Source organism: Salinimicrobium terrae DSM 17865 (genome assembly GCF_000424665.1).
In the GTDB taxonomy this organism is placed as follows: domain Bacteria; phylum Bacteroidota; class Bacteroidia; order Flavobacteriales; family Flavobacteriaceae; genus Salinimicrobium; species Salinimicrobium terrae.
The window spans coordinates 352,545-366,023 of the sequence record NZ_AUKI01000016.1 but is presented as its reverse complement, the minus strand read 5'-3'; the positions used below and the strand labels follow the sequence as shown (position 1 = coordinate 366,023).

Sequence of the window (13,479 nt, the reverse complement as noted above, 5' to 3'; positions counted from 1 at the left end):
CGTTTAAAAATTTTGCTTGCCAAGTTTAGTGAAAATTCGGCTAAAAAACAGGAATTTTCGTGTTAAATCATAAGAAGATGTTAATGAGGTAAAGGGATGAAAAAGAAAAAAAGGTCAAAGTATCTTTTGGTGTTTTTACAAATTTTTATATCCCTCAGCGTTTGTTTCAGTAGTTGTATCTTTGGGCTTCCAAAAATAATGTAATGATCAATCCAATTTCGGGCTTTTCCAGGCTTTCAAAGGAGGAAAAAATTGAATGGCTTAGCAAAACTTACCTGGCGAACAATAAAAAGGCCAGAGAGATATTAACTCAATACTGGAACTCCAATTCCAGCCTGCAACAACTCCACGAGGAGTTCACAGAAAATACACTTACGAACTATTATCTCCCATTTGGGCTTGCACCAAATTTCCTCATCAATAACCAACTTTACGCCATCCCTATGGCTATAGAAGAAAGTTCGGTAATTGCTGCGGCCAGCAAGGCTGCTAAATTTTGGGGTTCGCGCGGTGGCTTTAAAGCCGAAGTACTGGGAACCCAAAAAATTGGTCAGGTACATTTTATGTATTCTGGGGACCGGGAGAAGCTTCAGTATTTTTTTAAGAAAGTCAAACCACAATTACTGGAGGCCGTTACTCCTCTTACCCGGAACATGGAAAAAAGAGGTGGCGGAGTAGTGAATATCGAACTTCGGGATAAAACTGATCTTTTGGTAAACTACCATCAGCTCCACTGCACCTTTGAAACTAAGGATTCTATGGGTGCCAATTTCATTAACTCCTGTCTTGAACGTTTTGCTGAGACCTTCCAGGCCGAAGCTAAAAGTCACGAAGCATTTGATGCTTCAGAAAAGGAAATAGAGATAGTAATGAGCATCCTTTCCAATTATGTTCCCGATTGTATCGTAAGGGCCGAAGTCTCCTGCCCCGTCACAGAACTGGCCGATCATGGAATGAGCGGCGAAGATTTTGCAGCAAAATTTGTAAGGGCTTTAAAAATTGCCGAGGCAGAACCTCATCGTGCGGTGACCCACAACAAAGGCATCATGAATGGAATTGATGCAGTTGTCCTGGCAACGGGTAACGATTTTAGAGCTGTGGAAGCCGGAATTCATGCTTACGCTTCGAAAGATGGAAGATACACCAGCCTTTCTCACGTCGATGTGAGGGATGGACGGTTCAGGTTTTGGATGGAAATTCCAATGGCTTTGGGAACTGTGGGAGGCCTTACAGGTTTACATCCACTTTCAAAGATCGCCTTAGAGATCCTTCAAAAACCTTCGGCCGAGGATTTGATGAAGATAGTAGCAGTAACAGGACTGGCTCAAAATTTCGCGGCTGTAAAATCACTTATTACCACAGGGATACAACAGGGACATATGAAAATGCACCTCATGAACATACTCAATCAATTGCAGGCAACTGTTCATGAAAAAGAGGTGTTAGTAAATCATTTTAAGACCAATAAGGTTTCACACAGTGCAGTGGAGGAACAATTTAATAAGTTAAGAAACTAATGCAGAAGTTTTACAGCCACGGAAAATTACTGATAAGCGGAGAATATGTAGTACTCGATGGAGCCACAGCTTTTGCATTACCAACAAAATTTGGTCAAACCCTGGAGGTGAAAAAAACTGAAGATCCAGTAATACAATGGAAAAGTTTGGACCATAAAGGGGAGATATGGTTTCAGGACACATTTGAGATCGCAGATCTTGAAAATTCAGAAGTTCCTCAGAAGCATCAAAATAATGAGGTGTCAAAAATGCTATTTTTGACACTCTTCTCTGCAGCAAAAATGGCACCCGAAATTCTAAAATGCAATCACGGCTATGAAATTAATACAAAAACAGATTTCCCACGACACTGGGGCCTTGGAACGTCTTCTACTTTAATAGCCAACCTTGCAAAATGGATGCAAATTGATCCATACAAGCTCCTGGAAAGCACTTTTGGTGGTAGCGGGTATGATATAGCGGTTGCCATGCAAAAAACACCTGTAACTTTTGAAAAAAACGAATCACAAAACAGCATTTTAAAGACTTCATTTGCCCCACCATTTAAAGATCAACTCTTTTTTGTTCATCTCAATCAAAAACAGAATAGCCGGCATTCAATTGAGCATTACAGGCAGCAGGATAAAAAAGCTTTAGACACTGCAATAGAAAAGATCTCTGCACTTACCCATATTATCGTTAACTGCAAAGATCTATTGGAATTTGAACTTTTACTGGAAGTACATGAGAACATTATTTCTCAACTCCTCGGCCTGCAAAAGGTGAAAAACCGGTTATTCCCCGATTATCCGGGAGCAGTAAAAAGCCTAGGCGGCTGGGGTGGTGATTTTGTACTAGCCACAGGTACAGCCGAAGATTTAATGTACTTCGAAAGAAAAGGCTACTCTACAATTCTGCCTTATTCTGAAATTATTCTTTAAAAGAAGCTTTTTCCATGCCGGCTTCGACCATTATTCCAGTCCTCGAAGTCCAAACTAGCCCAACCTGGAAAAATAGGTTATCTTAACTAACAATATATTTGTACCAAAAGTAAAAAGCCCTTCAAATGAAGGGCCTTCTTGTATAATTTACCGGCAGATCCTTAGTAGAATCTTGCACGATTATCTTCTATTTCTGCAGATTCTTTAAGAGCTTCAAAAACTTCTGTATTCACAGTTGTTCTACGCGCAGAAGCTTCTCTTGCAGCATAAGGTTGATAAGATTCCATTTGAGGCGCATCGATCTTTTGAAGCACTTCTACTACGAAAACTCCTTTTTCACCCGCTACAGGATTGCTTGTTTCCCCACTTTCAAGCCCAAATGCAACTCCTACCACTTTAGGTTCGCTGCCCACTCCCGGAAGCGTTGGACTATTGCGGTTCACAGCACTTGCCGTGTTCACCTGTACACCTTGATTCTGAGCAATTTCTTCAAGAGTGTTACCGCTTATTTCTGACTTAATAATCTCGGCTTTCTTTTGTTTCTGAAGAATTGGAATTACAGTTGAAGAAGCCGCCTCTGCAGATTTTAATCCTCCTTCGTTAACGGCAGTTACCTGTGCAACCACATAACCCGAAGGAACTTCAAATCTTCGTACATCACCCACTTCCACATCATCTTCAAAAGCCCATTGAACTATTGTTCTCTGCGCACCAATTCCAGGGATATTTTCTTCCAGTTCCTGAATTTCCATAACCGGCCTCACTTCTTTACCGCTCTCTTTGGCAAGGTCACTAAAATTAGCATCCTGAGTCCCAAGTTCAAATCTTGTTACCTCCGCATAAAGATTGTTAGCTGTTTTTTCTGATGGCTCGCTAGTTCTTGAAACAGTAGCAAGTTTCACTGCTTTTTCTCTATCTGTTTGCTCCTGAATATGAATCACGTGATAACCAAATTCAGATTCAACAACACCGATCTCTCCGGCAGAATTTTCAAAAATAAAATCATTGAATCTTGGTAAAAATGTACCGGGACCTGCCCATCCAAGCTCTCCCGCATCTTCTTTATTAGATGCATCGGCTGAAAATTGAGAAGCCAAATCGGCAAATTCATCTCTATCCGCTCTTACCACGTTAGCAAGACTGTCTGCCAGCTGCTCTGCCTGTTGCTTGCTTCTGGTCACCTCCCCTCCAACGGGAGAGCCCTGCCAGGTTACAAGAATATGTCTGGCTTTTACAGAATCCGGAATTTGCGCAGTTTCCACTACTCTCGCAACTCTCCAGGAATTATTAAATTTAAATGGTCCGTAAACTTCACCCTCATGGAGATTAAAAAGAGAATCGGCATGCTCTGCAGGTAACTGGTTCTTAAACAGAAATCTATCCTGAAATTTCTCATCAGACCTTTCATTCACAAATGTTTCCCAATCTCCTGTTGTTGCAAATCCTTCGATTGTATCGGTCGCGTTAGTCGCAGTATTGAATTCCACTCTTTCATTAAGAAGCCCCAGAAGTTCTGTTTTAACTTCCGTTTCATCTTCTACAGATGGTGTTTCTTCATAAAGCACGTACTGAATATCACGCGTAGGTTCTGTCTCAAACTTTCCCGGATTAGCTTCAATATAATCACGAATTTCGGCTTTAGAAACCTCTACTTGTGCATCTTCAACAGTTGAATAAGGAATATACACAAATTCCATATTTACATTATCATTATCAAACTGGTAAGCCTGCTCACCTTCCAAAAGAGTAGCACCTACTCCTGCTCTTACGAGATTTAAATAAATTTGCTCTCTGGCAGTTTCTGCCAGGTTGTTTTCATATTCTACCCACTGCTGGTATGCCTGAGGAGAAGTAGACTTTAGAGTAGCTACATATTCTCTTAATTTGGCTTCATCAAAGACTCCAGCTTCATTTGTGAAACTGGGATTGTTCCCAAGTTCTAACCTCATCATTTCCTTTACCTGGGCCTCTTCCACACGAATACCGAGCTCTTCAAACTGCTCTTGCATTAAAGCTCTTCGCACATTCATTTCCCAAACACGGGCCACTACCTGGGAAGTAGTTGCATTTTGCCCCATATTACGCTGAACAGCTTCTACCTGCCGGGCGAACTGCTCCCTTTCAATGTCTTCACCATTAATGGTAGCGATAGTGTTTTGAGATTTTTGGGAAACCATCCCTCCGTTCCTAATCACATCGGCCAATACGAACGAGAAAAGTGCCAAAGCAATGATCACGATTAAGAATACCGAGCGTTGCCTTATTGAATTTAATACTGCCATTATCTAATTGTTAATTCAAAAATATAGGGGGCGAAAATAACGTTTTTAGCTTTATTAAAAAACTATAAATCTGCAAAATGTGGGGAAAAAATAAAAATTAATCCTTTGGATTCAAGATCACCTCCACCAGTTCAATTTTTGTGTTGGACACCTCCTTGATATAGAAGGTAAAATCTTCAATGTCAACGATTCCGTCCTTAGGAGGAATTTCCTCGGTATGATCTAGAATATACCCCCCAAGGGTTTCGTAATTTTCTCCAATGGGGATATTCAATTTATAATTTTCATTAAGATAATCTACTTCCAGCCGCGCCGCAAAAAGATATCTGTTCTCTTCCAATTTTTCTTCTATGAGAATAACAGGGTCGTGTTCATCTTCTATTTCTCCAAACAGCTCTTCTACAATATCCTCTACGGTCATCATCCCGCTAGTGCCACCATATTCATCAATAACTACGGCAATACTCTTTCTTTTCTTGATAAGAATGTTAAGAACATCTTTTACAAGCATGGTTTCAGGGACGAAGACCACCGGCAGCAGAATCGATTTTATGGTTGTTGGCTTTTTAAAAAGTTCAAAAGAATGGATGTAACCAATGATGTCGTCAATATTCTCGCGGTAAACAAGGATCTTTGAAAGCCCTGTGGCTGTGAAGGTCTCTACCAGTTCCCGGGGATCTGTAGTAATATCAACTGCAACAATTTCGGTCCTGGGGAGCATTACCTCTCTGGATTTCACTTCAGAAAATTCGAGCGCATTCTGGAAAATCTGGATTTCGGAATCAACTTCCTGGTCATGCTCCACTTTTTCCATTTGTTCAGAAATGTAATTTCCCAATTCGACTTTTGTAAAAGCCAGTTGCACTTCGTCTCCCTGAGTTTTAAAGAACCGCTTCAGCACCAAATCTGATATCCAAATCACAAAGGAGGAGATAAAACTAAATAGCAGGTAGAACAAATAAGCGGGAACTGCAAAGAACTTCAGAAGGAAATTGGCGTAAATCTGAAAAAATACTTTGGGGAGAAATTCCGCAGTAAGCAGGATAATAAGTGCAGAAATAATGGTTTGGGTAATAAGACTAAGATCTGTAAGCAGATAGACTACAATTTCACTGGAAAAATTTTCCGGCGCCATTAACTTCATCAACAGGTCACCCATAAAAAACCCGTAGATAACTAAGGCAATATTATTTCCCACAAGCATGGTGGCTATGAACTTGGATGGTTTGCGAGTAAGCCGGGTGAGGATACGTGCTAAGAAATCATTCTGCTTCTTTTCGATCTCCACATGTATCTTGTTGGCAGATACGTATGCGATCTCCATCCCTGAGAAAAAAGCTGAAAGGATGAGGGAGCATAAGATGATAATTATTTCAAAGGCCATAAAACCTATTTCTTCCTGTTACCGTACTTATGCCTGAAGTGTCTTCTAAAGAAAAACATAAAGATTCCAACCACAACAAAAAAAAGAAAAAGGTAAGCTTGATTGCGTTGCTCATCCCAAATCATAATAGCCTCGTAAAGAAAAAACGCAGCCGCTGCCAAATAGGCAAATTCAAAAAATTTCGAAAATTTCATCATTGTTTGTCTTCTTCTAAGATTTGCACCCCTACATTGGACCTTGAACGGAAATTACTGAATTCCTGATTACTATCAAAACCCTGTCCTTCATTGACTGCTCCGTTCCTGAACCTAATGGTGTTAGGATGATCTGTAAAGACCCAGTTCCTGGCCTGATCCCAATAAAGTTGATCGGCCATGAGTTGTGTACTGTCACTTGTCACCACCACTACATCCCCCTGCAGATCTATAAGTCCCGTTTCATTATATACAATTCCATAATTTGCAGTAACAGTATTTTTCTTTTGATCTTCATCAAAAAATTCAACAGTTAGACCATCCGGAAATTCCCGGTAGGGAAAACCTTTGTTTGAGAAATCTCTCATGGTTTCGCTTTTTAAAGTCGCCACGACCTTACCAGAATCTATATACTTCAAATTAATTCCCGTTCCAACAGATTGTGGTGCATCCTCGGGGATATCCATCTGCTGCACTCCCTTTAAATTACCCTCACAAGAAAAAAGCATTGTTACAACAAGGGTTGCAACAATGCTTTTTAAAATTTTCCCGTATGTAAAATTCATATTACAGGTTAGGTACTCTTACACTTTCTCCAATCCAGCATCCTATGTTGATGGTTTTACCTTGCATATCATTCTGGAAGATATCCTGGCGCTGCGGTGCTCTACCTCTGTAAGCGCTTGCTGTTTCATTAGCAGTACCACTTATTGAAGGATCTACCCTTGCAGCTCTCTCGGCGTATTCGGCAGCTTTCCAGTATACTGCTCTTTTCTCAAAAGCTGTATCTCCACAATTGTTTGCACTAAGGGCTATCATGTTCGCAATTTGAAGATATGCTCTACCAAGTGATGGCTTGGAAGCAATCGCTTTTCGGTACATATTTCTTGCGTTTCCATACTGTCCTTTTTCCTTTAGGTTATTGGCAATTCTATAATAGATATTCGCCCTAACCGATGGATCTTCTTGCAACTCGGCAGCCTGGTTATAATATTCCATTGCTTTTGCAGTATTCCCTTTAGATTCAGCTAACTGTCCTAAAGAATATGCAGAACTTGCAGATGGTTCAAGTTGATGTAAGGCCTCAGACACTTTTACAAAAAGTGGATCTTCTGTACAATCTTTTGCAGACAACCTGCTGTTCACTCGCTTCAACCATTCCGTATCACCTTTATTAGCTTCAAAGTCTTTGCTGTAAAGCGGAATAAGATTATCGCAATCTGCACGTTGACCCAATTTGGCATTAATACTACCCTTAACGGCACTATAAGCTACCAGGTTTTTCTCGTAAGCGTTAAGTCTTGCTTTCTCCTTAGCTGATAATTCCTCTCCGGCTTCCTGCTTTTCTATAAGATTTGCCAAAGACTCTGCTGTTTCATTCTCCTGCTGCTCCAGTTTTGCAATCACAACATCGTACTTATCGAATACTTCCTGAAGATCTTTTTTACCAGCATCCTGCAACTCTACCAACAGGTAGAAATAAGTGTACAGGGATTTCGCATTAAGGCTGTTTGGATTTTGCTCAAAAGCTTTATCAAAAGCCTCATATTGCTCCTCTGTGGTCCCCAACTTTACGTCATAGGTAAGCTGTGCTATATCGGCATTCACATCTCCTTCATCAGTTTTGGAAGGAAAGTACTGCAAACGCTCTCTGTATATTTCAATTAACTCCTGTGCGATAGCCTTCTTCTCGGCATCGGGTGCTTTTTCCAGTCTATCTTTTAGTATTCTTTCTCCATACTGATAAGTAGCTATATGATATGAAGGACATTCTTCCCTTAAAGTTTCGATCCTGGTCCATGCCGCATCATAGTTTTTTGCTTTTGCATCACTATAGGCAAGAGCTGCCGTAGTGGCACACTCCTGGTTAGCCTGTGCCTGCAAGGCTCCTGTACCCAGAAAGACCCCGGAAAGAAATAGTATAACCTTGGTTTTCATAATTTAAGTTTTATTCCTGATTAATAGTTTGTGATTATTCGAATCTTCTTTTGATAAACCACCTGTCATTTAACGAGAAGCTTATCATGGCATTAAAAAAGTTTTCCTGAATTAACCCCGAACTTGTGGTACCGCGCTGTCCGTACTCAAATCCCAGGTTGATATTGGTTAACATCCTTCCTGCTGGTAGTCCTAAACCAAAAGCTATGCCAAACTCATCAATAGATTCCCCGTTGAGGTGAAGCCCCGTCTCTTCCATACGCAGTCCTCCACGATAAACAATACGGTTAAAATAGCTGGTTAAAGAATTGTAATTGGGGATGTAATAACCCCCCACTTTGTATTTTGCTGCCTGTTCAAAAGAAGCACCTTCAATGGCAAAAGCCCTGTTACTGTAATCCCCTGCTGCAGTAGTCACATATTCGGCCCCTACAAACCACTTTCTTGGCAACCCAATACCTGCTCCTACGCTAAGGCTGGAGGGTAGAACAAATTCTGAGTCGGGGGGAGTTATTTCCCGTTTATCTACAGTGACTTCCTGACCTTCACTCCCCAAAAGCAAAGTTGCAAGTTCCCTTTTATTTTCTGCTTTTAAGGTAGTTTCTGGCGTAAAATGCGCTCCCAATTTAAACTGAAAGCTCTCATTAAGCATCCTTTCGTAGTCCAGTCCGATTTTATAGGTGAAGCCACTAAGGTCACTTCTGTTAATTTCCCGTGAACCAAACTGTATACCTTCCCGCACCAAAATACTTTTATTTTGAATATTTCCAAAGTTATAATTAACATCTGCGCCAAGGCTTATATTTGGTGTGATCGCATAACCCGCGGCAAGAAAAACGCGGTTAAGACCTCCCTTTCCGGAGTATCTACTGGCCACTCCGCCTGCTTCGTCAACATCATTTATATTATATCCCACAGAGGAGTAAGGCACCAGTCCAAAAGCGAAGCCCAGTTTTCCGGTAGGAATTCCTACCGCAAGATAATCAAGGGAACTGGAATTCCTCCAGGAGTTTTCATCCTGCGACTCCATATTTACGGAAGTGTTGCTCAATCCGACTGCATAGGTTGTTAACTTAAGCCTACCGTACGCTGCGGGATTTTGAAGGTTAACATGAATACTGTCTGATATTATGCTAAGACCACCCATAGATTTATTTTCAACGGTTCCCTTAAAGGTATTTAAGCCTAAACCGTAAAAGGAATAAGGTGAGGAAGTTCGCTCCTGAGCAGTCGTAATCACTGAAAATAAAATGAATACGATTACAAACAATCGTTTTGTCATTGATCGATATTAAATTCTAGAATATAATTTAAACCCTCCAATAAGAAATTGGAGTTCGCAAATATGCCATTTTTTAAGTTTCCAGACAAGGAAGTTGCATCTCCTCCTGTAATAATGCATATTAAATTGGGATATTTTTCTTTATACCCATTAATTATTCCGTCAATTTCCATGACAGTACCATTCATTACGCCCGAAGTTATTGAAGAAGTGGTCGAAGTACCAATTAATTCATGCACCTCCCCTGCTTCTACTAACGGAAGGTTTGCGGTAAAATTATGGAGGGCTAAAAATCGCATTTTTAACCCGGGAGATATTCCACCGCCCAAATATTCATCCTCAGCCGTTTTAAAATCGTAGGTAATACAAGTTCCGGCGTCAACCACCAGAACGTCTTTTCCTGCATGGTGTTTTACAGCCGCTGCCATTAGTGCTCTTCGATCGTTCCCCAGGGTTTTAGGAGTGCCATAACTATTCTTAAAGGGCAATAAAGTGCTTACGGAAAGCTCTACAACCTTCACCTGATTTCTCACCTCCATTGGAAGCTCCCATTCTGCTGAAGATACATTGGAAACAACAACATTTTTGATTTCCGGGTGTAACTGGAGGGTTTCAGCTATACTTTTTTTTAAGCCGGATTTGCCAATGGGAATTTTCTTCAAAATTTTATCTTGCTGGAAGACAGCGAGTTTAGCGATACTATTGCCTATATCAATTACGAGGTTCATTGTGGATGTTTGAAAAAGCTAAATTACAAAAGCATTTTTTTCCATTTTCCTTTGGGAGATAATAAATTTGAATCTATATTTGCACCCGCTTACTACAAGGTAAGCCGCTTTAAGCACTGGTGCCTTAGCTCAGTTGGTAGAGCAAAGGACTGAAAATCCTTGTGTCCCTGGTTCGATTCCTGGAGGCACCACAAGCAAAGCAGAAGCCCTCAAATGCAAATTTGAGGGCTTTTTTATCTTAAGGATCATTCCTAAATGTTGTGGACCAGGTAAAAATTCTGGTTAATCTGAAGAGGAAGAATGGATCTTTTTTCCTTACCTTTTATACATGCATTTTCTTTACATCATATACAGCCCTACAACCGACAAATATTTTACGGGTGAAACAAATAATGTTCCGACCAGAATTGAACTGCACAACAGTCACAAAAGGATTAAAGCTTTTACCAAAGCTGCCTCTGATTGGGAGGCTAAATTAATTTTCAAATGTACCTCGAAAGAAGAAGCAACTTACCTGAAAGGGCTTATCAAGAAAAAGAAGAACAGGAAATTTATTGAGGAAATAATAGATCATCCTGAATTACTTGCTGACCTATTAGAATATAGAGTTAAGCCTTCAGGAAAAAATTGATTTTTAATGACTAAATAATTCAAGAATTTCTAAGCCATTTCCTGTACTTTTTTAAAAAAATATAATTCCAGAAGTTCAACAAAATTTAGAACAAACAGATTCAGGGAAAGTATTATCTATCCTCATTATGAGAAATCCTCAATGATTCCAAAGATTATCATCTGAAATACAAGTATTGATGAAATCAGCTGGTACTACTTCAGAAAACCATCAAGTTTTCAATTAAAAATCAAATAAGTCACCAAGAAATGATTCCTTCTTCTTAGGCCTTTGAGGATAATTCTCCCGTGAACTGTAGTTTTTATCATTGCGAAACTGCTGATTCGTATTTCCCTGAGCCTGAGGCGCCGATCGTTCAATTATTTTATCTAATTCACCTCTGTCCAGCCAGACTCCACGACATTCGGGACAGTAATCAATTTCTACTCCATTCCTATCGGTCATTATTAGTGTAGTATTATCATTGGGACATTTCATATTTTTCTTGTTTATTTTAGCCATCAAAATAAGGTTTTTTAGCCATTTTTACCTTGTTATATCCTTAAAAAATGTATAAAAGTAATGATCCAGAATATATAGAATAAAAATTCATGTTGGTTTTAAATAACACAATTAAGTACCAGCCCCCACTCCTTCAGCGTCCGGTCTCACTCCTTTTCTATTCCCTTACCTAAATACTTCCGGCTCCAAACATCCTCCAATCTTTCATGGATTATGGCCCCTGTTCATAAATGAACTTATCCAAGGGAATTCTTGCTTATTCTAGAAGGGGGGCTATGCAGAATGACGAGGTATAGAACTGTTAACCTTCTTCATAAGGTCATAATCTCGCAATGTTAATTTGACCTTCTAAAAAGGTCAATTCTGCCTATCTTTTTCGGGAAGATTTTTTGAATTTTAGATATCAACCTATTAATTTTAATTGTAATTTTAAAGTGCTAATCGATGTGTTGAAACACAAAGATCTTAAGATTCCTTTCCACCCTTCTGGACATCTTACAAACAGCATTTATACTGCTGTGCATTGATATGAAATCACAAATCAATAAGATATGTTGTCCTATGAACTCACAAACAAGCCGCGCACAGGTCTCTTGATTGAAAAAAAATACGGTTCCTGGATGTTTTGGGGAATTGCGCTCCTGGTTATCCCGTTGTGGATGATCTCTTATCCCGAAACTACCGTAAAGCACAATTTCAGCCCATTCCTTGTCTATGCAAGTCAACTGTCTTCCCTTACAGGCTTCGCACTATTTTCTCTCAGTTTAATTCTAACCTCTCGTTTAAGCATATTTGAAAACTGGTTTGGAGGCCTGGATAAGGTTTTCAAAATTCATCGCGTGATGGGGAAGACTGCATTCTTTTGCATCCTGGCACATCCAGTTTTTTTAGCCCTTAGATGGATCCCTCAGGATTTTTCCAAAGCTTTATGGTACCTGCTCCCTCTTCACCGTCGCCTGGCAATAAACCTGGGAAGTTGGGCGCTTTGGGGAATGATAATACTAATATTTTTCACACTTGTCATAAAGATTCCGTATGATAAGTGGAAGATCTCCCATAAATTCATGGGATTTTTCTTTATTCTGGGAGTGGCGCACCTATTTTTCCAGGGAATATCCTTTTCTGAAAATCTTTTACTCGGGATTTACTTAAGTTTGCTTTCGGCGAGCGGGATCTCGGCCTGGCTCTACAAATCTGTATTTTTTGATCTGGTAAAAAAGAAAAGCCAGTTTACTGTAATTGGAGTGCAATATTTAAATGACAGCATAGTTGAGATAGAACTTCAGCCAAGAAAGAATACTAAAATTTCTTTTCAACCTGGACAATTTTATTTCTTTACTTTCCTTTCTGAAGATCTTCCTGCAGAAAGTCATCCTTTTACTATTTGTGACCGCACCGAAGACGCCAGAATTAAGATTATGGTGAAATCTCTCGGAGATTACACAAATCGGTTGTACTCAGTAGTAGCACCCGGCACCCCTGCTTTGCTCGAAGGACCTTATGGAAGGTTTTTTTACTCTAGCACCAATGCGCAGCAAGTTTGGCTTGGAGGCGGGGTTGGAATTGCACCCTTCCTGAGCTGGGCAAATTACCTGCTTAACACTCCCAATCATTCTCTAAAAGTTGAGCTTTATTACTGTGTGAAAAATATTGCTGCGGCCATACATTTGTCAACATTTGAAGCCCTGGAGAAAAAAATGCCGGGATTTCATGTAGAGGTGATCTCTGAAGAAATCAACGGTTATTTTAAACCCAGTGAGCATCCTGAAATCCACACCAAAGAAATATTCATCTGCGGACCAAAAAGTATGAGAAAGACAATCTGCAAAGAACTCCGAGCTCTAAAAGTTCCAAAAGCAAAAATACATTCTGAAGAATTTGATTTTAATTAAATAGTGTAACAAAAAGTTGATTTTTGTACTAACCTAAAAACCTAATGATCGGTATTATGAAAAAACTATTAGGCACCTATCTGCCCGATTTTAAAAATTCTGCAGACAAAACTCTATGGCTTATCGTAGGAATAGTTGTTCTGGGACTACTATTTTTAACAGCAGGATATTTCAGTGGGAAGGCGCTGTATTATTTTACCCATTAACTTA

12 protein-coding genes and 1 tRNA gene are annotated in these 13,479 nt (G+C 39.8%); 6 read left to right on the top strand and 7 right to left on the bottom strand.

The genetic code is table 11. From position 1 onward, the window contains the following. Positions 1–203: 203 nt before the first annotated feature. Both H148_RS0107225 and H148_RS0107220 read left to right on the top strand, forming a co-directional pair. The gene (locus H148_RS0107225) at positions 204–1,517 is read left to right on the top strand and encodes a hydroxymethylglutaryl-CoA reductase, degradative (RefSeq protein ID WP_029034203.1); all 1,314 of its coding nucleotides are present in this window, start codon (positions 204–206) and stop codon (positions 1,515–1,517) included. Next, positions 1,517–2,437 carry a GYDIA family GHMP kinase gene (locus H148_RS0107220; RefSeq protein WP_029034202.1) on the top strand — a complete coding sequence of 307 codons (921 nt, stop codon included), beginning with the start codon at positions 1,517–1,519 and terminating at the stop codon, positions 2,435–2,437. Before H148_RS0107225 ends, H148_RS0107220 begins: the two co-directional genes overlap by 1 nt. Positions 2,438–2,598: 161 nt before the next feature. Here the strand turns inward: H148_RS0107220 and H148_RS0107215 are convergent, their stop codons facing one another. The 6 genes from H148_RS0107215 to H148_RS0107185 all read right to left on the bottom strand — a co-directional run bounded on the left by H148_RS0107215 (position 2,599) and on the right by H148_RS0107185 (position 10,245). Then, positions 2,599–4,719: a peptidylprolyl isomerase gene (locus H148_RS0107215; protein ID WP_029034201.1), complete on the bottom strand. Its 2,121-nt coding sequence runs from the start codon at positions 4,717–4,719 to the stop codon at positions 2,599–2,601. A 97-nt stretch (positions 4,720–4,816) separates the two neighbouring features. After that, entirely contained in the window at positions 4,817–6,103 is a 1,287-nt protein-coding gene (locus H148_RS0107210; RefSeq protein WP_029034200.1) for a hemolysin family protein, read from the bottom strand. Positions 6,104–6,296: 193 nt separating this feature from the next. Next, entirely contained in the window at positions 6,297–6,863 is a 567-nt protein-coding gene (gene lptC / locus H148_RS0107200) for an LPS export ABC transporter periplasmic protein LptC (RefSeq protein WP_029034198.1), read from the bottom strand. A gap of 1 nt (position 6,864) precedes the next feature. Beyond that, positions 6,865–8,235 (bottom strand): hypothetical protein, encoded by a 1,371-nt coding sequence (locus tag H148_RS0107195; RefSeq protein WP_029034197.1) that lies wholly within the window; start codon positions 8,233–8,235, stop codon positions 6,865–6,867. Between the two features lie 34 nt (positions 8,236–8,269). Next, positions 8,270–9,517 carry a BamG family beta-barrel-assembly machinery protein gene (bamG, locus tag H148_RS0107190; protein ID WP_029034196.1) on the bottom strand — a complete coding sequence of 416 codons (1,248 nt, stop codon included), beginning with the start codon at positions 9,515–9,517 and terminating at the stop codon, positions 8,270–8,272. Beyond that, a complete protein-coding gene (locus H148_RS0107185) occupies positions 9,514–10,245 on the bottom strand; it encodes a type III pantothenate kinase (RefSeq protein ID WP_029034195.1) in 732 nt (243 codons plus the stop codon). The genes bamG and H148_RS0107185 overlap by 4 nt, the downstream gene beginning before the upstream one ends. A gap of 118 nt (positions 10,246–10,363) precedes the next feature. Here H148_RS0107185 and H148_RS0107180 point away from each other — a divergent pair. Then, positions 10,364–10,436, top strand: a tRNA-Phe gene (locus H148_RS0107180). Between the two features lie 137 nt (positions 10,437–10,573). After that, a complete protein-coding gene (locus tag H148_RS19035) occupies positions 10,574–10,876 on the top strand; it encodes a GIY-YIG nuclease family protein (RefSeq protein WP_029034194.1) in 303 nt (100 codons plus the stop codon). A 222-nt stretch (positions 10,877–11,098) separates the two neighbouring features. Here the strand turns inward: H148_RS19035 and H148_RS0107170 are convergent, their stop codons facing one another. Continuing rightward, positions 11,099–11,377, bottom strand: a complete 279-nt coding sequence (locus tag H148_RS0107170) for a TFIIB-type zinc ribbon-containing protein (RefSeq protein WP_245583397.1) — start codon at positions 11,375–11,377, stop codon at positions 11,099–11,101. A 551-nt stretch (positions 11,378–11,928) separates the two neighbouring features. Between H148_RS0107170 and H148_RS0107165 the strand changes: the two genes are divergently transcribed. After that, complete coding sequence (locus H148_RS0107165; protein WP_029034192.1) at positions 11,929–13,269, top strand: ferredoxin reductase family protein; 1,341 nt, start codon at positions 11,929–11,931, stop codon at positions 13,267–13,269. A 56-nt stretch (positions 13,270–13,325) separates the two neighbouring features. Then, positions 13,326–13,475 carry a hypothetical protein gene (locus H148_RS18595; RefSeq protein WP_156877220.1) on the top strand — a complete coding sequence of 50 codons (150 nt, stop codon included), beginning with the start codon at positions 13,326–13,328 and terminating at the stop codon, positions 13,473–13,475. The last annotated feature ends 4 nt before the right edge of the window (positions 13,476–13,479 follow it).